General features: G+C 62.2%; 17 protein-coding genes. 5 read left to right on the forward strand and 12 right to left on the reverse strand.

Annotated features, from left to right (window positions below):
* Positions 1-47: 47 nt before the first annotated feature.
* Both CUJ91_RS27355 and CUJ91_RS27360 read right to left on the reverse strand, forming a co-directional pair.
* Positions 48-1256, reverse strand: a complete 1209-nt coding sequence (locus CUJ91_RS27355; protein ID WP_006052752.1) for an efflux RND transporter periplasmic adaptor subunit — start codon at positions 1254-1256, stop codon at positions 48-50.
* 45 nt (positions 1257-1301) lie between these two features.
* Entirely contained in the window at positions 1302-2156 is an 855-nt protein-coding gene (locus tag CUJ91_RS27360; protein WP_029970114.1) for an alpha/beta hydrolase, read from the reverse strand.
* 172 nt (positions 2157-2328) lie between these two features.
* Here CUJ91_RS27360 and CUJ91_RS27365 point away from each other — a divergent pair, with 172 nt between their 5' ends.
* Positions 2329-3333: a LysR family transcriptional regulator gene (locus tag CUJ91_RS27365; protein ID WP_006049438.1), complete on the forward strand. Its 1005-nt coding sequence runs from the start codon at positions 2329-2331 to the stop codon at positions 3331-3333.
* A gap of 223 nt (positions 3334-3556) precedes the next feature.
* Positions 3557-3868, forward strand: a complete 312-nt coding sequence (locus tag CUJ91_RS27370; protein ID WP_006049439.1) for a DUF4148 domain-containing protein — start codon at positions 3557-3559, stop codon at positions 3866-3868.
* A 245-nt stretch (positions 3869-4113) separates the two neighbouring features.
* Here the strand turns inward: CUJ91_RS27370 and CUJ91_RS27375 are convergent, their stop codons facing one another.
* From CUJ91_RS27375 to CUJ91_RS27395, 5 genes are all read right to left on the reverse strand, one after another.
* Positions 4114-5187, reverse strand: coding sequence for a purine-nucleoside phosphorylase (locus CUJ91_RS27375; protein ID WP_053860078.1), 1074 nt, complete (start codon positions 5185-5187; stop codon positions 4114-4116).
* A 170-nt stretch (positions 5188-5357) separates the two neighbouring features.
* On the reverse strand, positions 5358-6263 hold the full coding sequence (locus CUJ91_RS27380; RefSeq protein ID WP_006049441.1) for a cation diffusion facilitator family transporter: 906 nt from the start codon (positions 6261-6263) through the stop codon (positions 5358-5360).
* Positions 6264-6400: 137 nt separating this feature from the next.
* Positions 6401-11257 carry an NAD-glutamate dehydrogenase gene (locus CUJ91_RS27385; protein WP_114157626.1) on the reverse strand — a complete coding sequence of 1619 codons (4857 nt, stop codon included), beginning with the start codon at positions 11255-11257 and terminating at the stop codon, positions 6401-6403.
* 180 nt (positions 11258-11437) lie between these two features.
* Positions 11438-12217 (reverse strand): alpha/beta fold hydrolase, encoded by a 780-nt coding sequence (locus tag CUJ91_RS27390; RefSeq protein WP_114157627.1) that lies wholly within the window; start codon positions 12215-12217, stop codon positions 11438-11440.
* Positions 12214-13248, reverse strand: coding sequence for a M14 family zinc carboxypeptidase (locus CUJ91_RS27395; protein WP_114157628.1), 1035 nt, complete (start codon positions 13246-13248; stop codon positions 12214-12216). Before CUJ91_RS27395 ends, CUJ91_RS27390 begins: the two co-directional genes overlap by 4 nt.
* Before the next feature lie 289 nt (positions 13249-13537).
* On the opposite strand from CUJ91_RS27395, the gene CUJ91_RS27400 reads away from it, so the two are divergent.
* From CUJ91_RS27400 to gabD, 3 genes are all read left to right on the forward strand, one after another.
* A complete protein-coding gene (locus CUJ91_RS27400; protein WP_006049445.1) occupies positions 13538-14374 on the forward strand; it encodes a DMT family transporter in 837 nt (278 codons plus the stop codon).
* A 156-nt stretch (positions 14375-14530) separates the two neighbouring features.
* Positions 14531-15820 (forward strand): 4-aminobutyrate--2-oxoglutarate transaminase, encoded by a 1290-nt coding sequence (locus CUJ91_RS27405; RefSeq protein WP_029970101.1) that lies wholly within the window; start codon positions 14531-14533, stop codon positions 15818-15820.
* Between the two features lie 12 nt (positions 15821-15832).
* Positions 15833-17293: an NADP-dependent succinate-semialdehyde dehydrogenase gene (gabD, locus tag CUJ91_RS27410; protein WP_107709383.1), complete on the forward strand. Its 1461-nt coding sequence runs from the start codon at positions 15833-15835 to the stop codon at positions 17291-17293.
* Between the two features lie 246 nt (positions 17294-17539).
* On the opposite strand, the gene CUJ91_RS27415 is transcribed toward gabD, so the two are convergent.
* From CUJ91_RS27415 to tssG, 5 genes are all read right to left on the reverse strand, one after another.
* Positions 17540-18712 (reverse strand): WD40/YVTN/BNR-like repeat-containing protein, encoded by a 1173-nt coding sequence (locus CUJ91_RS27415; protein ID WP_165919835.1) that lies wholly within the window; start codon positions 18710-18712, stop codon positions 17540-17542.
* A gap of 79 nt (positions 18713-18791) precedes the next feature.
* Complete coding sequence (locus CUJ91_RS27420) at positions 18792-19673, reverse strand: hypothetical protein (protein WP_114157629.1); 882 nt, start codon at positions 19671-19673, stop codon at positions 18792-18794.
* Between the two features lie 2 nt (positions 19674-19675).
* Entirely contained in the window at positions 19676-22009 is a 2334-nt protein-coding gene (locus tag CUJ91_RS27425) for a type VI secretion system Vgr family protein (RefSeq protein ID WP_244231097.1), read from the reverse strand.
* A 365-nt stretch (positions 22010-22374) separates the two neighbouring features.
* Positions 22375-23010, reverse strand: a complete 636-nt coding sequence (tssJ, locus tag CUJ91_RS27430; RefSeq protein WP_114158083.1) for a type VI secretion system lipoprotein TssJ — start codon at positions 23008-23010, stop codon at positions 22375-22377.
* Between the two features lie 32 nt (positions 23011-23042).
* A complete protein-coding gene (gene tssG, locus CUJ91_RS27435) occupies positions 23043-24149 on the reverse strand; it encodes a type VI secretion system baseplate subunit TssG (RefSeq protein ID WP_053860069.1) in 1107 nt (368 codons plus the stop codon).
* Between the last annotated feature and the right edge of the window lie 3 nt (positions 24150-24152).

Genomic DNA, 24152 nt, shown 5'->3' on the forward strand with positions numbered 1-24152 from the left:
AAGCGGTTGGAGCACGCGCCGCGCGTTCAATGCCGCGGCGCGAACGCTCACGAGTTCTTGTCCGCTTTGGCGCGCTGCTGCGCGAGCGGCGCGCTGTTCGGGTCCTGGTCGGTCGTCATCGGCACCATGTGCGCGCGCACTGCATCGCCGGGCCGCACACGCTGAACGCCGTTCACCACAATCCGGTCGCCTGGTTTCAGGCCGCCCTTCACGACACGCAGATTGCCCTGCATATCGCCGAGCGAAATCTCGCGATACACGACGTGATTGTTCTGGTCGACCACCAGCACGAACTTCTTGTCCTGGTCGGTGCCGACGGCGGCGTCGTCGATCAGCACCGCCGGATGCGGTTCGCTGCCGCCCACTTTCACGCGCGCATACAGGCCCGGAATCAGCGTGCCGTCCTGGTTATCGAAACGCGCGCGCACGCGGATGGTGCCCGACGACGTATCCAGACGGTTGTCCACCGACTCGATCGTGCCGCTGCGCGAGTAGCCGCTTTCATCCGCGAGACCGAGTTCCACCGGCACCTTGCCGCCGTCTTTCGCGCGACGCAGGTATTGCAGATAGGTTTGTTCGTCCGCGTCGAACGATGCGTAGATCGGCGATACCGACACGAGCGTGGTGAGCGGCGCCGAGCCCGCACCTGCCGACACGACGTTGCCCACCGTGATCTCCGCGCGCGATACGCGGCCCGATACCGGCGCCGTGATCTTCGTATAGCCGAGATTGATGCGTGCGGTTTCGAGCGCGGCTTGCGCGGCCTTCAGGTTCGCACTCGCTTCGCGCGCGGCGTTCTGCTTCTCGTCGTAATCGCGCTTGGCGATCGCGTTGTCGGTGATCAGGCGTTGCGCGCGTTCCCAATCGCTTTGCGTGTAGCCCGTGCGCGCCTGCGCGGCCGCGAGCTGCGCTTCCGCGCGCGCGACTTCAGCCGCGTACGGGCGCGGGTCGATCACGAACAGCGTGTCGCCTTTCTTCACGAGCGCGCCGTCCTTGAAGTTAACGGACACGATGGTGCCTGGCACCTGCGAACGCACGTCCACTTTTTCTACCGCTTCTAGACGGCCCGAATAGCTCTGCCAGTCGGTGATCGTTTTTTGCACCACGGTGGCGACATCGACTTCCGGCACGATGGTCGGGGCGGCAGGCGAACTCGCGTCCACGCGAATTGCGCCGAATGTGCCGAGTCCGGCCAGCACGAGTACCGCTAGTGTGGCAACCGCCACGCGGCGGCGGGAAAGAGGAAGGATGGTCATGTGTAGCTCCCGGTATCGTTGATTAAAGTTCTGCTTGTTTCTGTTTCAGCGATGGGCGCGCGCATCGAAGCGCCACTGAAAAAATCGCACTGCCTCCTGCAAGGCGGGCGGATGATCGGCGAGCGCCGCATGCGAGACGGCCGGATAGCGGACCACCTGGGTCAGCACACCGGCGTCGATCAGACTGCTCGCGTATTTCTCCGCCTCGACATGCAGCACGTCGTTTTGCGCCGTCGCGATCAGCGTGGCCGGCAAGCCGGCGAGCCGCGACGATTCCAGCGGCGCCGCATACGGATGCATGCGTTGCGACGCCTGCGGCAAGTACGCGCGATAACAGGCCGCGCATTCTCTTGCCGTGATGTCCGAGCCGAGGCGCTTTTCATCGCCAAGGCGCGTGAGACTCGGGTCCAGCATCGGCCCGAACAAAGCTTGCGCGGAAATTTGCACGTCGCCGCGATCGCGCGCGATGAACGCGAGGCAATTGGCCAATTGGCCGCCCGCGTCATGGCCGGCCACGCCAACCTTCCTGCTATTGCCGCCAAATGCACGCGCCCGCGTCTGCACCCACAATGCCGCGCGATGTGCGTCTTCGGGCGCAGCGGGAAATGGAAACTGCGGCGCGAGCGAATAACCGACCGACACCACCAATGCAGGTAAATGTTCTGCGAAATAGCGCGACGCAAAGTCGGCCTGATCGATCGACCCCTTCGTAAAACCGCCGCCGTGAAAATAAAGCAGTACCGGCAGTGCGGTTTTCTTCGGCTGCCGGTACAAACGCAACGTGATGTCCTGCGCGTGTCCTTCTATCTGTACGTCAGTGACTTCGAGTGCCGTGCTGTCGGCCCCGGCCGGCGCAATGCCGGCGGGCACAAATGAGTACGGCGGTTTGAATGCTTCCATGTCGAGCCGCGCAATGCGCAAAGAACTTCAATGGTGCGAATTGTGGGTTCGGCAGACTCGTAAATAAATGCCTATAATCCGGCAACACAATTCGGCCCCTCTGAACAATCGAACCGATTGCTCGGCGGATTCGAATCCTGCTCAGTACGCCTGCCCCTTCTGGAGGTTTGCAATGGACCGGCTTCAGGCCATGCAAGTGTTCACGCGTGTCGTCGACACAAACAGCTTTACTCGCGCGGCTGAAACGCTCGACCTGCCGCGCGCATCGGTTACCACGATCATTCAGAACCTCGAAGCGTTCCTCGGCACACGGCTCATGCACCGCACGACGCGGCGCCTGTCGCTCACGCCGGACGGCGCGGCGTACTACGAACGCTGCGTGCGCATCCTCGCGGACGTGGAAGAGACCGAGGCCAGTTTTCAGAGCGGCAATAAAAAGCCGCACGGCAAGTTGCGCATCGACATGCCGGGTTCGATTGGCCGCCTGCTGGTGATTCCACAACTATGTGAATTCCACAAGCGCTACCCGGACATCGATCTGCAACTCGGCTTGTCGGACCGGCCGGTCGACTTGCTGCAGGAAGGCGTGGATTGCGTGGTGCGCGTCGGCGCGCTACAGGATTCCTCGCTGGTGGCGCGACGGATCGGCCTCTTCGAGGGCGTGTCGTGTGCGTCGCCGGAGTACATCGAACGGGCCGGCATGCCGACTTCGCTCGAGGACCTGGAAAATCACAAAGCAGTCAATTACTTCTCGAGCCGCACGGGACGCACGCTCGATTGGGCATTCCTGGTTGATGGTAAAGAGGTTGAAGTAAAAATGAAGAGCATTGTGTCGGTGAACGACGCCGATGCCTACGTGACCTGCGGGCTGGAAGGTTTTGGCCTGATTCAGCCGGCGCTCTTCATGGTGCTGCCGCATTTGCGTGCGGGCCAACTCGTAGAAGTACTGCCCGAGATGAAGCCTTTGCCGATGCCTATTTCGGCAGTCTATCCGCACAGTCGGCATCTGTCGCCTAAAGTCCGTGTTTTCGTAGACTGGATTGCGGAAGTGTTCGACCGTTGCCCACTACTGAGTGGCCGCGGCACGCTCGACGCAACCTGCTCGAAGCGCACGCTCGAAGAACGCGAGTCCGCTCCGGCACTCGACACACCGGTTATATCCGAATGGGTCGCGTGACTCAACTCAATTGAAGTGCAAATAGTGAAACAGTGAATTCCAACCGCGGCGCTAATGCCGCGGTTGTTGTTTCGGCCTGTGTTTATAAGGCTTGTCGTTCGATTGTTCTGGAATCGCGACAATTCATTTCGCGAAAGCGCAATTTATCGGCGCTCGCTCGAAGTCTACATTTCACCCTGTCGCAGCACCCGTCGTGCTGCAAATGAATCGACAGGAGTGAATCATGAAACGCAATCTTCTCGCAGGTCTTACTCTCTCGCTGCTCGTGAGCGCGCCGGTATTCGCACAGAGCAACGGCATCGGCCACGCAGGCAGCTATCAGACTCAACCCACCGCCTCGACGACGGCGACGGGCGGCAAGACGCGCGCCGAAGTGCAGGCCGAACTGGTTGCCGCCTATCGCGACGGCTCGCTGCCTTCGCTCAATCGCACGACGTATCCGAACAAAGGCTTGATCGGCCAGACGCAAGCCGCGCGTATCGCGCTGCAGGAAGGCGCGAACGGCGATGTCACGCGCGTGGCAAACGGTCAGTAAATTCTCAGCAATGCAACAAGAAGCTCGCCGAGATAGTTAGCCATCCGGATTAAATGCCGATAACGGCGAGCCGAACAGATCTCAGCACTTTATAAAGGAGCACACCATGACACCATCAGAACTCGACCACTGGAATACGGACTCCGCAGTATGGACGCCTTATCGCGCGCCGCAACGCTAATGCGCCGCGCCATTGCAACAAGGGCCGCAGTTCACATCGGGCGGCCCTTGCTGCAATCATTGGATTAGCGCTTCGGCACGCCTTCGCGCCATTCGCCCCAGTGCGTGACAATGTCCTGCACGAGCGGATTGCCCGAGCGATACAGGTTTTCCAGCGCAATCGTAAAGCCGCCTTGTGCTGAGTAGTTGAGCAAGTTATCGGCGCTCGTCTGTCCGTCATAAGGGCGGTCGAAGTCCGAGCCCGCACGCACTACAGCCACGCGGTTCAAATCGACCTTATGCACCGAAGCCGCGCGTTTCAGTGCTTCATACGTCGCATTGTCTTCCTGCTGCGTCGTGCAATACGTGCCCTTTCCATCGGTCAATATTTTGGTCCAGTCGCGAGCGCGCTGCCCGAGCAATGTGCCGGACCACCATGTGTCGCCGGCGAGCGTATCGCATTGAATGACCGTCGGCGGACGATTAGCCGGCGCGTACGAATACTTGGCGCGCGCGGCCTGCGCCTGCGCATTGTCCGAAAGCACAACGTTGCGCGATAAAGCGAATGCCGTATCGGCGAGTTGCGTATTGAGCTGGAATACTTCGGTGCGGTAATCGAGCGGCGGCTTTTCCGAGGGGCTCTTTGTATTGATCCCAAGATAGCCGGTGTTCCAGCCGGCCGGAATTTCGCGCCCGTCAATCTCCCATTGAATGCCGAAGTCGACGAGATATTTCGCCCACGCCGCCGAGCCCACCGTGCCCTGTTGAGGATCGATGCCGGCAATCCCCGCGACCATGAAATACGTATGCCGCAAATCGAAACGCGGCGAGAACGTCAGCGCCATGATGGACGCCGCGGCATTCGTGTGGCCCATGCCGGTCGTCATCACGCAGACGTCCTGGCGGTTGCAATGCACTGCCGGATAATCCGGCGACAAGCCGTCCACCGGAATATCGCGCCACGGTCCGAGCTTGTCGAGCCACACCTGGCCCTCGGGACCGAACATCGAGATGATCATCACCTTGACCGGCCGCCCGCGCGAGCCGCCGTCGCCATGCGAGAAAGCGTCGCTGTCGTCCGCGCTTGCGGGTCCGGAAGTAAAGGCTGCGCATGCCGCGAGTGCAATGACGGATAGCGCGCCCAATGTGCGAGTCAGCATCGTGATCTTCCTTTTGCTTGTGATGCAGTTGGGGAGAGTGCCGCTTCAAGCCGGAAGAAGTATAGATGCGACGAAATTATTGTCCACTACACGACACGTCGATTACGTTAATCGCACGAAGCTCTCCGCGAGTGGCGAGTCGCCAGTCGCGTGCACCAGAAAAAGGAAAATCACGCGCGCGGTACATCCGGTTCGAAAAACACCCAGCGCACTTGCGGAAAGGCGGCCTGCAAATCGGCCTCGATGATGTTGATCGCATCGACCATCGCGCGGCCGCTCGCATAGTCGATCATTTCGGCCTGCACTGCGACCACCACGTGACGTCCCCATTGCAGCGTGATCATATTGATGATGCCGCGAATTTCGCTGCGCGCGCGCAAATGCGCCTCGATGGCGCGGCGCACTTCGGGGCTCGCCGATTCGCCGACGATCATCGACTTCACCTCGCGCGCCACCAGTCCCGCGATCACCATCAGCAGCAAGCCGACGGCGATGGAGCCAAACGCGTCATAGACAGGATTGCCGGTCACGAGCGTGAGCAGCACCGCGGCAAACGCGATCGCGAGGCCCACCAGCGCGGCAATATCTTCGCCAGCGACTACCAGTAGTTCCGACTCGCGCGTTTCCCTGAACCATCGCCAGATGTTTTTCTCAGGATGCACGCGGCGGATTTCCCTCAGCGCGCCCCACAGCGAAAACGCCTCGAGCACCACCGACACGCCGAGCACCACGAGCGCGACATACGCGTACTGCAATGGCTCGCGCGCCATCAGCCGATGCACGCCTTCATAGACGGAAAACGCGCCGCCCACGAAGAACAGCAGTAACGCGACGAGCAGCGAATAAAAGTTGATCTCGCGGCCGCCGCCCATCGGATGCAAGGGGCTCGCCGGCCGGCGTGCCTGACGCAGGCCGAACAGCAGCAGCAATTGATTACCGCAGTCGGCGGTCGAGTGAATGGCTTCGGCGAACATCGAGCCGGAACCGGTGAACGAAGCGGCAGCGAACTTGCAAACGGCAATGCCAAAGTTGGCGGCCAGCGCATAAATAATGGCTTTCGGCGATTCTTCTTTCATCGTTATCGAGGGCGTTGTTCAATTTGCGAAAGGCTTTGGGCTTCCGGGAATGCGTATTATGGCCATGCCGCACAGCATGTCCAACAGCGGCGCGCCATGTGTTGCGCCGCGCCGTCAACGCAGTCTCCACGCAACCCTCATGCCCTCTCGAGCGCGGCCATCTCGCGCACGATCACCAGCAGCATCGACAGACTCGCGCCCCCCGTGGCGCGCAAATCGGCAAGCAAACGCGCATAGCGTTCCAGTTGTGCGCCCCGCCTGTCGCGCCAGGCTTGAACCAGCGTGTCGGGCGCGGCTGAGTCGTCGGCGCCGGCGAGCGCGCTCGTGGTGAGCGCGCGTTTGAGGCGCGCGAGTTCCGCCAATGCCGATGCGCGCGCGAGCATGTCCCAGTGCGACGGCGCGGGCAGCGCGGCCGCGCGTTCGCTGATCCAGTGGTAATTCAGCAGCGTGCCGAGCGCGAAATAAACGCCCGCCACGAGTTCGAGTTTGCGCTCGCACGTCGATGCCACTTCCGCAATGTCGAGCAGCGCAGCCGAGATTTCGCCACTGGCGATGCGTACCGCGAGGTCGCTGTCCACGCCCGCATCCACCAGCACGCGTTGTCGTTCGGACAGCGCTTCGAGATCCGCGGCCGGCAACAGCGCGGGCCATTGCGGCGCGAGACGCTGCGCGGCGTCGCGGCAACGCGCGAGCAGATCCGTCACGTCGTCGCCATTCACCGCCGGCGACGACAGATGCCGCAAGAACCACAACGCCGAACGTTCGACGAGCCGCGCGACTTCGACGAACATGCGCGCCTGCACGTCATCGGCGACGCGGTTATCGAGCGCGTCGATGCTGTGCCAGACGTGATCGAGGTCGAACACATCGCGCGCCATGATGCAGGCCCGCACGATGTCGCCCGGCCGCGCATCCGTCTCCTCCATCAGCCGGTGCACGAACTCGCAGCCGACGCGGTTCACCAGTGCGTTCGTGAGATGCGTCGCGAGGATCTCGCGACGCAGCGGATGCCGCTGCATCGGCTCGCTGAAACGCTGACGCAAGGGCTTCGGAAAGTATTCGATCAGCATGTCGCTGACGAGCGGATCTTCCGGCACGGGCGAATCGAGCAGCGCGTCGTACAGCCACATCTTGCTGTACGCGAGCAGCACTGCGCGCTCCGGCGTGGTGAGTCCTTGTTTCGCGGCTTGCCGCTCGGCCACGTCTTCGTCGCTCGGCAGAAACTCGATCCCGCGATTCAGGCGGCCCGCGCGTTCGAGAAAACGCATGAGGCGCGCTTCCGCATCGAGCAGTTCGACGCCGAAACGGCCTGCAATCGACAGCGCCTGCGTCTGGTAATAGTTGTCCTTCAGCACGAGCAGGCCGACTTCGTCGGTCATTTCGGCGAGCAGCGCATTGCGCTGCTTGTCGGTCATCTCGCCGTCGGCTACCACGAGCCCGAGCAGAATCTTGATGTTGACCTCGTGGTCCGAGCAGTCGACACCAGCGGAGTTGTCGATTGCATCCGTATTGATGCGCCCGCCGCGCTGCGCGAACTCGATGCGGCCGAGTTGCGTGAGCCCGAGATTGCCGCCTTCCGCCACGACTTTGCAGCGCAATTCGGCGCCGTTGACGCGGATCGCATCGTTCGCGCGGTCGCCCACTTGCAGATGCGTTTCGCGCGTCGCCTTCACGTAGGTGCCGATGCCGCCGTTGTAGAGCAGATCGACGGGCGCCTGCAAAATCGCGCGCATCAGTTCGGCGGGCGACAACGCCGGCGCACTGATACCGAGCACCGACTGCACCGCGGGCGACAACGGAATCGTCTTGGCGGTGCGCGCAAATATGCCGCCGCCCGCTGAAATCAGCGAAGGATCGTAGTCGGCCCAACTCGAGCGGTCGAGAAGAAAGAGCCGCCCGCGCTCGGCAAGACTCGTCGCCGGATCGGGATTCGGGTCGAGGAAAATATGCCGATGATCGAACGCGGCCACGAGCCTGATATGCGGCGACAACAGCATGCCGTTGCCGAACACGTCGCCCGACATATCGCCGATGCCGACCACCGTGAAGTCCATCGTTTGAGTATCGACGCCCATTTCGCGGAAGTGCCGCTTCACCGACTCCCACGCGCCGCGCGCGGTAATTGCCATCTTCTTGTGGTCGTAGCCGACCGAGCCGCCGGACGCGAATGCGTCGTCGAGCCAGAAGCCATATTCCTGCGAGATCGCGTTCGCGTAGTCGGAAAACGTGGCCGTGCCTTTGTCGGCGGCGACGACCAGATACGGGTCGTCGGGGTCGTGCCGCACCACGTCGCGCGGCGGCACGACGGTTGTGCCCGCAAGGTTGTCGGTCAGATCGAGCAGGCCGCGCAGAAACGTTTGATAGCAGGCAATGCCTTCGCGCATCCAGGCATCGCGCTCGCTTTGCGGCGGCGGGTTCTTCACGACGAAGCCGCCCTTCGAGCCGACCGGCACGATCACGACGTTCTTCACCATCTGCGCCTTCATCAGGCCGAGCACTTCCGTGCGGAAATCCTCGCGACGATCGGACCAGCGCAAGCCGCCGCGCGCGACACGTCCGCCGCGCAAATGCACGCCTTCAACTCGCGGCGAATAGACCCATATTTCGAACATCGGCTTGGGCTCGGGCAAGCCGGGCACTTGCGCGGGATTGAACTTGAACGACAGATACGGCTTCGGCTTGCCATCCGTATCGAACACGTAATAGTTGGTGCGCTGCGTCGCCTTGATGACGCCGAGAAACTGCCGCAAGATGCGGTCTTCGTCGAGATTGGGAACCTGATCGAGCGCGCCGTCGATCGTTTTCATCAAGTTCTCGATGCGCGCTTCGCGTGTGCCGCCATGCGCCGGATCGAAACGCGCGACAAACAATTCGACGAGCATTCGCGCAATCGCGGGATTGCCGGTCACCGCGCGCTCGATATACGCGTCGCTGAACGTGGAGCCGACCTGGCGCAGATACTTCGCATACGCGCGCAGTATCGTCACTTCGCGCGCGCTCAATTGCGCACGCAGAACGAGGCGGTTGAAGTCGTCGCTTTCTATCGCGCCGGTCCAGACCTGCTCGAACGCGTCTTCGAAAAGATCCTTCACGCGCTCGATGTCGAACTCCGCGTCGTCGGCGAGTTCAAGGCCGAAGTCGTGAATCCATGCTGGCGTCGAGCCGAGCGCCTCGATCAGATACGGCCGCTCTTCATCGACACGCACGCCGAGATGTTCGAGCATCGGCAAACTGCGCGACAGCGCGATCGGCATGCCCGCGCGATACACCTTGAAGCGGAACGCGCGCGGCCCGGCTTCGATCGGACGATAGAGGTTCATCGCGAGCCGCTCGCTGCCCTGCACGCGTTCGATCAACTCGATGTCGCGCACCGCCGTGCGCGCGGCATAGTCGTCGCGATAGCCCGGCGGAAACGAATCCGCGTAGTGTTGCAGCAGACGGTTGCCCTGCTCTTCGCCGAATGCGTCGAGCAGCGCATCGGCAAGATCGTCCTGCCAGCGGCGCGCGACCTGCACGAGGCGCGCTTCGAGTTCGCGCGTGTCGACACGCGGCATGCCGCCCGGCTTTGCATGAACCACGAAGTGAATCCGCGCGAGTGTCGATTCCGAAAGCAGCGGCGTGAATTCGACGCTCGCTCCGTTGAAGGCATCCGCGAGCAGATTGGCGATACGTTGCCGCAAATCGGTGTTGTACTTGTCGCGCGGCACGAACACGAGGCACGACACGAAGCGGTCGAAGCGATCGCGCCGCACGAAAAGACGCGTGCGCTGATGTTCCTGCAAACGCAGTACACCGAGCGCGGTATCGTAGAGCTGGTTTTCGTCGGCCTGGAAGAGTTCGTCGCGCGGATAGGTTTCGAGCACCGTCACGAGCGATTTCGCGAGATGACCTTTCGGCAAGAATCCGGCGCGTCTCACGATATTTGCGCATTTGCGCCGCACGATAGGAATTTCCGCCGCCGACAAAAAATACGCGGTGGATGTGTAAAGCCCGATGAAGCGCCGCTCGCCGATCACCTTGCCGTCCGCGCCCGTCAGCTTGATGCCGACATAATCGAGGTAGCCTGGCCGATGCACGGTCGCGCGCGAGTTGGCCTTGGTGAGAAAGATCGGCGACGCACTGGAAATGATTTCGGCGGCGGCCGGAGGCAATACGGTCACTTCCGATGCGGCCGCAGCGCCGTCAGCGCTTGCGCGCAATTCGTCGCGCATGATGCCGAGGCCCGAGCCGGGCACCGCGCGCAAGCCGTAGCCCGTGCCCTGTTGCACCAGTTCATAGTCGCGCTGGCCGAGAAACGTGAAATGATCGGCGACCATCCATTCGAGGAACGCACGCGCTTCCATCGCATCCGGTCCGCTCTCGCCGACCTTCATGCCTTTGATCGTGACGCGCGCGAGCTCGACTATCTTCGGCCAGTCTTCCACCGCGGCGCGCACGTCGCGCAGCACTTTCGCGATGTCGTCGCGCAGCGCATCGAGCTTTGCCGCGTCGCCGCAACGGTCCACTTCGAAGTGAATGAACGAGGCCAGTTGCGAGCGCGTGTCGGCGGCTTCTTCGGCGCCTTGCGTGACGCGCGCGATGTCGCCATCGGCGCCGCGCCAGATGCGAAACACCGGATGCACGACCGAATGCAGCGCGAGTCCCTGGCGATTGACCGCCATCGAAACGGAGTCGACCAGGAACGGCATGTCGTCGTTGACGATCTCGATCACCGTGTGATCGGAATGCCAGCCATGCTGTTCGAGAATCGGGTTATAGACGCGCAACCTTTCCTTGCCCGGCACGAAGCGCTGCGCGGTTTGCCAGTGCGCGAGCGCGGCGCCGTACAGATCGGGGATGGAGCGGCTTTGCAGATCGTCGGCGTCGACGAAATCGTAGTAGTGCCGCAAAAACGGTTCGACAATGTCAAACGCCGGCTCGGGCAAGCGCGCTCGTGCAAACTCGACGACATCGTTCAGCAAGTGCGTGACGGCTTCTTCGTTCTTTGCTTGCATGATGAACTCCCCCGGTTGGCGGCAATGTGGGAATTGCCCGGATCGGATGCATCGTCTGAGGAACGATTATGCACCTGCATGCAGCAGGGCGACCGGCGCCGCGAGTTAGGTTATACCCGCTGCCTCGGCTTATGCTGCAAGCGCGCAATTGCGCGCTTAACGCGGCTGGCCTATCGCGGCTTAACGCGTGGCCGTGCTCTCGACGGTTTCGTGGGCAAGCCATGCGCGAATTTGCTCGGCGACCCACGCGGGATCGTCGTGCGGCAGATCGTGACCGGCCCATGCATGCTCGCGATGCGGCGCGCCCCACGCCGCCGCGAGCCTTGCCGAACATGCGGGATCAACGAGCCGGTCGTCGCGCGACGACAGAAGCAGCAGCGGGCAAGCCGGTTTTGCCGTGCCGGCGGTAAAGCGCGCCGCCGCCCACAGTTGCCGCCATGCATTGCCGCGGCTCACCGGTGCGCTGCGGCGAATCGTGGCCCATGATTCAAGATCGGCCTGGAGCGTGTCGGCGTTATTGCACGTCAACCGATGAATAACAGCCTCGGCGCGCATCGCGTCGTGCCAATGCGTAGCAACTGTCATGAGACCCGGCCATGCCGACGGACGCAGCCGCTGATGCGCGCGGCTGAACGGACGCATGCTCGTGTTGATCAGCACAAGCCGCTCGATGTCATCGGGATGCCGCTGCGCCCAGGCGGTCGCGACCATGCCGCCGAGCGACATCGCCAGTATGTTGAACGGGCCCGCCGCGCCTCGTTGCCGGGCAGCCGCGCGCACGAATTCGACCATCGCGGCGACCGTCGACGGCGCGCGCAACTGCGCGAATTCGCCGTTGCCCGGCAGATCGAGCAGCAGCAGATGCGGCGCGCCGCCAGTGGCTTCGCGCAACGCGTCGGGCAGGCGGCCCCAATGACGCGTCTCGCGTGTCAGGCCGCGCAGCAGAATCCACGTGTTCATGCGGTGTGCGCCCTGTACCAGTGATCGATCGCGCTTTGCAGCAATTGCTCGCGGCGATTGCCTTGCGGCAGCCAGCGCTGCGACGAGAAAGCCGCGCGCGCCAGAAAATCCAGCAGGTTCGCGTGACGCCGCAACACGCGCGCCGTGCGATGCGCCTTCACCGGATTGAAGAAGCCCTGGCGCGAAAACAATTGGCGCGGGTTCTTCTTGATCCACAGCCATGAGCCGAGTTCTAGCGTCATCGGCAGAAAGACGTTGGGTGCGGGCGCGCGGTCGTACGCGAAGTCCCACAGGTCGCCGTGCAGCAGATATTGATGGCTTTGCGGCTCGAACGTGTAGCCATGATGCGGATGCGAGCGCTCGAACATCGTTTTCAGCACGTACATTTCCGGCAAATGCGGCATCAGCTTGCGAGTGCGTGCGTACGGAAACCAGATGCTGTCGCTCCAGCCGTAGCCCGAATGGCAATCGAGCGCGATGCTCAACGGCCGTGCCGCCAGTTCCGTTTCGACCACCTGAAGCAGCGCCGCGGCCTCGGCTTCCATAGGACCGCCGCGGCGTCCGCGATACCACGGCAGCCATGCGCCGACGCGCTGGCCGCCGGCGAGCAGCGGCACGCGTTCGTCGGCGTTTTGCGGCGCATTGCGCATCAGGTCGACGCCGTTCGGATTAGCGCGCGTGGCCGCCCACATTCCGCCGGGATTGACGATCGGCATGAAGACGAGACGGATGGACTGCAGTTGGCGGACGAGCAGTTCGTCCCATTCGAGCCGCGCAAGCAGCGCGCGCATGTAGTCGAGCACGAGTTGCGAGCCGATTCGCTCGAGCCCATGAATGCCGCCGAAGAAGCCGATGGCCGGCGCCTGCGGATCGGTCGAGCCGATGCTCGCGGTATGCACGCCGAAGCGCAGGCCGCGCACCGTCGTCTCGCAGACCGTGCGAATCGCGAAGCTCGCGCTGCCCTGATCGAGGATCGTCTTGAGATCTTCGTACTCCGCAAAGGTGTCGGGAAGGAAGCTCAAAGGCTGCATGTGGGCGTCGCGAGGAGTGCGGGATGTCAGGGACGGCACGGCGAATGACGCAATATAGCCTGGCTGCAAGTCAGCCAGCATGACGGCTGAGCAGATGTGAAACGCCGTCACACGCACGTCATTTGGCCGTCATTTGCCCGTCATTTTCGGCGCCACAAATTTGCGATTTTCGCCCCATAAAGCCCCTTTGCTTTAGTCGCCCACTCATCGCGTCGCGCGTTCTGCTGGAATAATCACGGGCTTGCGGCCGGAGTCGGGCCAGCTAACCCTTGGCCCGTTCTCGCCTTCCATGGAAACCGTCGTCGTCCTGCTGGTCTTGCTGTCGGCGCTGCTCCACGCGACGTGGAATGCGTTCCTGCATCTGTCGGAAGACCGCATCTGGCTGCTCGGCATGATGGCGATTCCTTACCTCGCCGTGAGCGCGGTCGGCGTGATCGTCCTGCCGATGCCCGCGCCTGCCGCGTGGCCGTATATCTTCGCGTCGGTCGTGCTCGAGTTCGGCTATCTGCTCGCGTTGATCCGCGCTTATCGAAGCGGCGACTTCGGCCAGATCTATCCGATTGCGCGCGGCCTGTCGCCGATGCTGGTGTTCGTCGGCGCGCTCGTGTTCGCTCATGAATCGCTGAAACCGCTCGCGGCGATCGGCGTCGCGCTGGTGTCGTGCGGCATCGTTTCGCTCGCGTTTCGGCGCGGCATGCGCTTCTCCGGCGAGAGCGTGCCGTTCGCGCTGCTGACCGGCTTTTTCATCTCCACGTATTCGGTTGTCGACGGAATCGGCGCGCGCGTCGCGGGCAATGGCCTCAGTTACATCATGTGGGTCTATCTGATCTGGAACGTGCCGCAGTTCCTGCTCGCGTGGCATTGGCGCGGCGGGGCGAAGGGGCTGTTCATCGGCCGCGCGGTGGTGCTCAAGGGCATCGCGTCGGGCGCGCTCGCGTTGTTCGCGTATTGCCTGATCATCGAGGCTTACCGCTATCTGCCGATCGCGATGGTCTCCGCGCTGCGCGAATTGAGCTCGATCTTCGCGGTGCTGATCGGCTGGCTGTTCATGCGCGAGAAGCTGACCGCGCGGCGCATCGTGGCGTGCGCGCTTGTTACGCTCGGGGCAGTGCTGATTCGCATCTGACGCAAATCCGCCGCGCCCGGTGAATCCGCTCGCCGGCCAAATTGGCTCCTACATTTTTATAGAAATGGCTCTGAAGCTCAGAGCCAAATCTCACTATAGTCGCTGCATGTGCCGCGCCTTGCCGCGCGGCGTCCGCCGACAGCGAGGAGCCACGTGATGAACCTGAAGAACGCAGAACTGAAGAGCCGCAAGGACGCAGCCACGCCGCGCGGCGTCGGCGTAATGTGCGATTTTTACGCGGCGCGGGCCGAAAACGCGGAGCTTTGGGACGTGGAAGGCCGCCGCTTTATCGACTTCGCCGCAGGGATCGCCGTGTGCAACACGGGCCATCGTCATCCGAAGATCGTGGCCGCGATTCGCGACCAGCTCGATCATTTCACGCACACCGCTTATCAGATCGTGCCCTACGCGTCGTATGTCGAACTCGCTGAAAAGCTCAACGAGCGTGCGCCCGGCGATCATCCGAAGAAAACCGCTTTCTTCACGACCGGCGCCGAAGCCGTCGAAAACGCGATCAAGATCGCGCGCGCCGCGACCGGGCGTCCGGGCGTGATCGCCTTCACCGGCGGCTTTCACGGCCGCACGCTGATGGGCATGGCGCTGACCGGCAAGGTCGCGCCGTACAAGCTCGGCTTCGGGCCGTTCCCGTCGGACGTGTTCCATGCGCCGTTTCCGAATCCGTTGCATGGCGTGACCACCGCCGATTCGCTGAAGGCCATCGACTTTTTGTTCAAGGCCGACATCGATCCCAAGCGCGTGGCCGCGATCATCTTCGAACCGGTTCAGGGCGAAGGCGGCTTCTATCCCGCGCCGGCCGAGTTCGTGCGCGCGCTGCGCAAGCTGTGCAACGAGCACGGCATTCTGCTGATCGCCGATGAAGTGCAAACCGGCTTCGCGCGCACCGGCAAGCTGTTCGCGATGCATCACTACGACGTCGTGCCTGACCTGATGACGGTCGCAAAGAGCCTCGCGGGCGGCATGCCGCTGTCGGGCGTGATCGGCCGCGCCGACGTGATGGACGCCGCGGCGCCCGGCGGACTCGGCGGCACGTACGCGGGCAATCCGCTCGCGCTGGCGGCGGCGCATGCGGTGCTCGACATCATCGACGAAGAGAAGCTGTGCGAGCGCGCCGTCGTTCTCGGCGATCGCGTCAAGGCCAAGCTGATCGAACTGCAAAAAGATGCGCCGCAAATCGCCGATGTGCGTGGCCCTGGCGGCATGGTGGCCGTTGAGTTCTGCAAGCCGGGCAGCGTGGAGCCGGACGCGGACTTCACGAAGCGCGTGCAGGCGCGCGCGCTCGAACGCGGCCTGCTGCTGCTCGTGTGCGGCGTTTATTCAAACGTGGTGCGCTTCCTGTTTCCGTTGACGATTCAGGACGCCGTCTTCGACGAGGCGCTCGCCATTCTCGAGGACGTCATCAAGGACAGCGTTGCTGTCGCAGCCTGAGGAAATCGACCGATGACCACGCTAACTTTGAAAGACCCGTCCCTGCTGAAGACCACCGCGTACATTGCGGGCGAATGGCAAGGCGCCGACGACGGCGCGACCTTCGACGTCGTGAATCCCGCGACCGGCGAGGTAATCGCGACGGTTCCGCGCATGGGCGCGGCGGAAACGCGCCGCGCCATCGACTCGGCGAACGCCGCGTGGCCCGCATGGCGGGCAAGCACCGCGAAGCAACGCGCGGTGGTCCTGCGCAAATGGCACGACCTGATGCTGGAGAACGCCGACGACCTCGCGCTGATTCTCACCACCGAGCAAGGCAAGCCGCTTGCCGAGGCCAAGGGCGAGATCCAGTACGCCGCGTCGTTCCTCGAATGGTTCGCGGAAGAAGGCAAGCGCGTGAATGGCGACACGATTCCGACGCCCGCGAGCGACAAGCGCATTGTCGTGACGAAGGAACCGGTCGGCGTGTGCGCCGCCATCACGCCGTGGAATTTCCCGGCCGCGATGATTACGCGCAAGGTCGGCCCGGCGCTCGCGGCGGGCTGCCCGATCATCGTCAAACCGGCCGAAGCCACGCCGCTCTCGGCGCTTGCGCTCGCCGTGCTCGCGGAACGCGCGGGCGTGCCGCGCGGTGTGTTCAATGTGGTGACGGGCGAGCCGAAAGCGATCGGCGCGGAAATGACCGGCAATCCGATCGTGCGCAAGCTGTCGTTCACGGGCTCGACGCCGGTCGGGCGTCTCTTGATGGCGCAGTGCGCGCCGACGGTGAAGAAGGTATCGCTGGAACTGGGCGGCAACGCGCCGTTCATCGTTTTCGACGACGCGGATCTCGACGCCGCCGTGGCCGGCGCGATTGCGTCGAAGTATCGCAACAGCGGCCAGACCTGCGTGTGCACGAACCGCTTCTACGTGCACGACAAGGTCTACGATGCCTTTGCCGACAAATTGCGCGCCGCCGTCGAACAACTGCAGGTGGGCCGCGGCACCGAGGCGGGCGTCACGCAAGGTCCGCTGATCAACGAAGCGGCTGTGCTCAAGGTCGAGTCGCATATTGAGGACGCGCTCGCCAAAGGCGCGCGCGTGCTCACGGGCGGCAAGCGTCATGCGCTAGGTCACGGCTTCTTCGAGCCGACGGTGCTCGCGGATGTCACCCCCGACATGAAAGTGGCGCGTGACGAAACCTTCGGGCCGCTCGCGCCGCTGTTCCGTTTTTCATCGGACGACGAAGTAATCCGGCTCGCGAACGATACCGAGTTCGGTCTTGCGTCGTACTTTTATAGCCGCGACATCGGGCGCGTATGGCGCGTCGCGGAAGCGCTCGAGTACGGCATGGTGGGGATCAACACCGGACTGATTTCGAACGAAGTGGCGCCGTTTGGCGGCGTCAAGCAGTCGGGTCTGGGGCGCGAAGGCTCGCACTATGGCATCGACGATTATGTGGTCGTCAAGTATATGTGTGTGGGTGGGGTTTGAAGGGGGGACGGCAGGCTGAGGCGTGCCGTTCTCGGACTGCTGCTGACAAAGTATCTGCGAAGCCTGGCCATGCGCCGGGCTTTGTTGCTTGATAGCTGTCTCATGTTCAGAAGCCGACGCGCATGCAGTAGGTACAGGAGATAGTGATGGCCGATGAGTTTGTGTCAGGGGCAATATCAGTGGACGCGCGGTGACGGCGCACGGCCCGCGGGGTAGCAACCACCAGGCACAGAGCCACGCCGACGCCTACCAGATCCGCTTTTTCAGCGTATAGGCGTACAGGCCGTACTGTGTGTTTGTCGCAGCGTCAAAATAGACGCCCTGCGTAATGCCGTCGTTGGTCTCGGTCCAGGATTTGCCGTAGTCCCTGCTGGCAAGCGTAATGTCGCGCGGCGCGCCTTCCCCGGTGGCATCGGTCGCATACACGAGTAGTACGCCGCGCTTGCCCACGCTGAGTCCGTCCAGCATCAGGCGTGAATCGAAGGTATGGATCTGTTCGGCCGTCTGCTTGCCGCGATTGCCCCATGCCGATAGCGCGCCGGTCCGGTGGCCATTCTCGTTTGGGTTCTTGATGAAGTCTCTCGGCGGCCCAATCCGCGACAGCGCATAGACCGCATAGGCGTCATCGGGCAGCACCTGCTCGGTCTGGAGTGAAACGATTATCTGACCGGGAAGCTTCACGTCAGGCTCGAACGCGTCGCTATCCCAATTCAGCCGCTCCACCATGGCTTCAGCTTGCACATCCTCCATTTCTTGCGGCACGTAGTAGGCAACACGCAGCGTGCCGTCCGGACCCAGGTCCACGGCGTCAAACGTCTTTCGCGGCGCGTCGTCTTCCGTTGCGTGCAGCGAAACCGTAATTGCTTTCCACGTGCGCCCGCCATCCGCTGTGCGCCAGACGCGCGGTCCCCAGCCAACTGCGTACCCCCGGTCAGGATCCAGGAACAGTAGCTGGCCGATATTGCGGTTCTCCGGCCAGTCAAGCTGTGTCCAGTTCTTGCCGCCGTCGCGCGAGCGCCAGAGCTTCGTGATATGCGGTGACAGGTCATTCGTCGCCTCAGCAGCCTTGTAGTCCATCCAGTCCGTGCTGATGTACTGCGTGCTCCAGTCCTTCGAATACCACCAGGACGCGTCCTGTCCCGGCTGCAGGAAGTAGCGTCTCACCCCTCCGTCGATCGTACCGCGGAAGAAACTAACGGTATTGCGGTTGAGGGTTTCCGCTGTGTTGTTCATCCAGGCTTCAGTAGGTTCCGCATATTCCGGATCTTTCCGCTGACTAACGGGCTTGAACGTAATTTCCGGATCAGCAATCTTGAGACTGATAACATCGTTGCCGTTTATCCGGGCATTGCCGCCCCCGTATGGTTTGTCGTTCTTCATGAACGTCGTTGAAATGGTCTGCCAGCCTGGGTTCGTCATGCTGTGATATCCGTAAGTTGCGATGGCGGCCAGGAGAAGGCTGCCGAAAATGAATGTCCTGCGCCTGGGCATCCGCATGTCACTTCCCGCCCATCAGCCGCCCCAGCGCCTTGCTCACCGGGTCGTCAATATCGGCGTTCGTGGCATCCCATGCCTCGCCGATGACCTTGCGTGCAACGACCTTGCCGCTGTCCCATACCTGCTCGTAAGTTCGCCAGTCGGCCCATTCTTCCAACGCGGGGCCGCCCGTGATCTTCGTCATGTCCGCAAGCTGCAAACCGGCCAGCCCGCCATCAAGGTAGGCGAGCGGATGTGTCTTGAACGCGAAGCTCTTGAACGTCTCGTCGTCCAGTTCAAGCGTGTATTGAGGAACGGTCATTTTGAAACTGCCGTTTCCCGGCTTTACACTGCGCATCTGGATTGCATTTCCCTGCATGTTTTGCGCAAGTCCTCTTTCCATGTTTCTTTGGAGGTAGAACCTCGCATTGTCTAGCCACTCCTGCCCATCTTTGGATAAGGTCGGCTTCAATTTCGCGCCATAGTTAGAACAGTAAAAGTAACCATAGCTGACGTAATAGCTGGGCGGCTTATGCCCGCAGCCGATGTGCCGCATCATGAAGTTGCTATGCCGGGACCAGTCGGAGGCCGTGCAGTCGGGCTGGATTAGCGTTTGCCGCTGGCGCAGCAGGCGTGCGGAAACTTCCTTGTCGGTCCACGGATCCCAGGACGTGGCAAACGCCTTCACCGTGGCCCAGGCACTGCCCGCAGTGACCTTCTCGACTGTCTCCGTGTATTCGCACTGCAACGGCCGGTAGTAGTACTCGCAATGCCCGATTATCGAATCCGCAGCAGGCGGTACATGATCGTCACAGACAGTACGCTCCACGCGAGCGCGCTTCGTGTATGACTTCAGCGTCATGTACGACTCTGCGTAGCCCACATCCTTCTCTTGATCTGCCATTTTTAGTTGCCCTTCAACCGGATCGAAACGCCTTGCGGTACATGACTCTGCGCCAGCGACGTTTCGCCATACTCATTGGTTGTACCTTCGGCAATCAGCTTGCCCTCGGAGAACATCTGATAACGTGTATTGGCGGCGGGAACGTCGGAGCCCGCCCAATGCACGACGAAAGCCTCGTCGAACGTTCCGGTGGATTGCGGCAGTGCCGGAACCACGGTTGACAGTCTCTGCGCGCCTTTTTTCTGGATCGTGATGAACTTGAGGAAAAGATCGAGCGGACCGCCCAGGGTGATGCTGCCGTCCTTCAACTGGATGAACGCGCCGCCTGACTCGAGTGTGAGTTCCTTCTTCGCACTGATGCGCACTGTGCCGTTGACGCTTGCCATCGTCAGGTCTTGTGCGGCGATCAGCGACATGGCATCGCTCTGTGCCTGCACTTCAACCGGGCCTTTGGCCGCAAAAATCTTGATGCCGAGCTTCTGCGCGAACAGTGAGATCTTCTCGCCCGCCGCAACCGTGAAGCGTTTCGTCACGCTCCAGTCGGCGTTCTTGCCGGCAACGGTTGAGATACTTTCCTGCGCCGCGAACTGCACACCGTCGCCCGCGACGATAGCCATTGATGCAGGCGTGCTCATCAGCAGCCCCGGCTTCTTCAGGCCGTCGAAAGCCTCCTTCATCTGCTGCTGTGCGGCCGTGTCGGCAGGCTCGGCCTTCGCGCTGCTGGCGGACGCAGCGAGTGCCTTTGCAAGTTCCAGCGCGCTCTCAAGCTGCGCAATGGTTTCCTGCATGTCGAGTTGCTTGCCGCTCGCGCCGGGGCGGTCATAGGTGGTGACCATGATGCCCTTGCCCGCGCGCAGCGCCCCCCAGCCCGATGACCTCAACTCATAGCCTTCGCCCCGATATTCGAGCTTGCTGTTGACCAGGTAACCCAGATTGAGTTGCGACTTGCCCGAATGCTCGGTGCTCAGCTTGATGCCTTCCTGACCTTCCCAGTCTTCCATGCGCAGCTTGTTGTTTGCCTGCGTGCGGATCATGTTGCGTGAGAGCCAGCGCCGGTCGTTCGTCACCAGGTCGCGCGCCTGGCTGTGATGGTGGAACGCGGTGATTTCGGGCTTGTCCGGGTCGCCGTCCCGGAAGGCAATCACGGCCTCGTCGTTGTCCAGCGCGACGAAGTGCATGCCGGTTTGCAGCTTGCCCGCGAACGGCTTTGCAAGCCGCAGCGGTACGCTCTCACCACCCTTGGGCCAGTTGCCGAAATCCGCATCCAGACGGACGATGTAATAGCCGGCGGCATTCAGATAGCCGTAGGTGTATTTGTCCGGGCTGCAGATACGGGCGCTGAGCGTGCCAGAAATGCGGGCCCATTTTTCGGGTTCGAGCGGGAGCCGGAAACGCCGGTCGGCAGGGATCGCCTTGAAGCTGTTCGAATACGACGTATCGCGCGCGCCGCTGTGCGTGACCTCGGTAATCACCATGCCTTTCGGCGCGTCGGGCAGGACAATATCCGTCTCCAGCACGCTTGCGCACTGCAACGCGAGTACGTTGCTTTCGCCCTCGTAAATGACCTGTCGAGCGATGGCCGCTTCGTGGCGCAACTGCGCTTCCCACTTGGCGCCGGTCTGGTCGAGATGATGCGTGCCGTAGACATACGGCTGGCCATACGTCGTCGGGTCCTGCGGTGCGACATTGGCACTGTCCCGAAAGCGCTCCCACGCGCTCTCCGGGTTGTAGTCGGCAACCATGAACGACTGCGGCACTGTCTCTGTGTGAGTCTTCAGCGTCGTCACCGCCTCCACGCCGCCCGCTTCGAGACCGGCCGCTTCGCGGTACGGCACGATCCGCCGTGGATCGTCATAGAGATAATGATCGATGTCATCTGCAAAGACGATCTGGTCACCGTATTCCGTTTCCACGATAAAACAGTAGATCCCCGCCTTCTCCATCAGCATGTGGACATAATCGAAATCGGTCATCTGGTGCTGGAAACGCCAGAGATGGACCGGATACTGACGGCGCAGACGGAACGATGTCTGGTGATCCCGGATGCCATGACGGCGCAACACCGCCGTGAGGATCTGCGGTGTGGTGACGCGCTGGTAGACGTGCGTGTCCGTAACCGCCTGGAGCCGTCCGAGGTGCGACTTCAGAACGAATTCGTAGCGGACATAGTCCTTCGTGGTCTGCACCGTCGAGAAGCGTTCGATGTACCCGGAAAACTTCCGCAAGGCGCCATCGTCGGCCACCACGGAGAAGCAGGCGTCAAGGTTCAGATAGTCAGCCCGTGCAAGCTGCTGCGGGTGGGTCAACTCGATGCGCACCTCGGTGGGCGCGCCCATCTTCTCGATTGCCGTGAACGACACGACCGACAGCGCCGCCGCGCTGTCCGTGCCAGGTACGTCGAGAAAGTACGCCTGGCGTCCCGTGACGCCCTGCCGTAATGGATCAAACTCTGCCACTCCCTGCTCCCTGAGAAGACCAGCGACGCAGCGTTAGCTGCCAAAGCTGTTAACTGACCATCTAAATTCATTAAGGTAAACGAACTTAATTCGGGATAGGCAAGCGGCAACAAATCTTGACAGAAGTCCGCGGCAGGCATCTCTAAGGCGCGGTAAGGGCATCAAGATGGCAATCGGTAAACGGACACACGCTGCAGCGCAGGAGTTGCAGTTCAGACATTTGCAGAAGATGCAGCGCGGTCCCGTCAGCCCTGCTTGCGCGCGCCCGATTGCGCGGCCGGCCCCACCGCCGACGTGGGGCTTGCCGGTATCGTCTGCTGAGGCGCTTCGTGTTTGATCGGCGGGGAATCCGCACCCATCAGCACCAGCTCGTTGCCGCTGGCCTCGATTTTTACAGGGTCGGTTTTCTTCCACTGCTTCTTCTGGATAGCGAGCTTCCACAATCTGTCCTGTGCCGGCTCCCGGAAGAATGCGACCACTCCGACGACCTGTGCATCCGGGTTCATCGGTTCGGCGAGGCTTGCGCTTGCGCCTGGCCGCAGCACAACGTCCTTCGTGGCCAGCAGGTCTGCCTTCAGTAAGTTCAGATCGTTAGACTGCAGCTCCGAATAATTCAGTTGTTCAAATGTCCTCGCATCCTTGAGCTGGTAGAAACGCACTACCGTCGAGAGCGATTGCCCCTTGGCGTCCGCATTAAGCAACGCACGGCTTGAGAGATCCACATTCATCGTTTTGACCTGCGTCGTAAACGCCCACTTTGCGGCGTCCACGGTTCCGTCACCGACGGCCTGCGCAGCACCGCACCCGCTCAACCCGACAGTCGACAGGATTGCAATCGCGAGACCGGCGCGGCGTGCCGCGCGTGTGATCTTTTTGTGCATTTCGACGACGCCCCCGTTCGTTTCGCTGCTCTTCATGCCGCGTCCCGCGCTCCGTTCCATCGACCAAGCTGCACGCGCGTGATACGCGCCGATGCGTCAGGCGCAGACTGGGGCGATGCTTCCAGTTGTGCCGTAAAACCCAGGTTCGCCTGACGCGGCTCGAGCGTGGGCCTGGGCATCAGGTCCGCGCGTACATGCATTTCGAGATCCGCTTCGCTCTCGTAGCCCAGGTAGAACCGCAGCAGCGTCATGATCTCGCGATGGGTGGACTGCCCCGGCACGAGCGATAGCACCGTCTCACGCGAAGCCGGCGTGATCACGACCCGCACGACGTTCGCACGGTCGTAAAAGCCGCGGCCGAGCAGGCACTGTTCACCGAGCGCAGCGGGCTCAAAGTCAGTGACTTGCCGCCAGACCGGATGGAATTCCTCAACCGTGATCGCGGCGTCCGGCACCGCATGCTGCAGCACGCCGGCCAGCCCTTCCGCGGTACGCGTTTTCTGCATGGCGAGGCCGAGCATCGAGAGGAGCCGACGCTTGTCGGCCACCTCTGCGAGTCTCTGGCGTGCGCCGTTGGATTTCTGCACTTCGTTGCCCACCGCCGCCGACTGGCCGGGAATCGAACTAGCTGCGCGCGTCGGTGCACTAAACCCGAAACCGGCGAAGCTGAGCAGATAGCGCGACACCGGGTCTGTGCCGTCCCGCCTGAAGCCGATCGGATATCGGTATTTGCGCGCGACACGATACAACTGCGTAATGATGCGATGGTGGAAGATGTCGAGAAACGCCGACAGAGGCTCCGCGCCGTCGCGGTGCTGCGCCACTTCGTCGACAAAGTACGCGGGCATGCGCGCATCGACGCCATAGAACCCAAGGAATGTCGTCACCACCGACGGCGGAGCTGCAGGATCGTCGATGTCATATCTGACCGCGTCGATCTCGCGGCCCGGAAAACCGAGTTGCGCACGCGAGCGGAACCGGATGGGGTCCGTAGCGGGCGAATCCGTCGTTCCCAGGGCCGGCATATCCGGTGCGGCCAGTTCGAGCAGTTCGCAGAAACGGATGAAGTTCATCCGCTTCGCCTGATCGAGGAGCGCGGGCATAAGCGGCGCAGTGTTCGCTGGTCCGGCCAAAGGCATCGG

Source organism: Paraburkholderia graminis, from assembly GCF_003330785.1.
GTDB lineage: Bacteria > Pseudomonadota > Gammaproteobacteria > Burkholderiales > Burkholderiaceae > Paraburkholderia > Paraburkholderia graminis.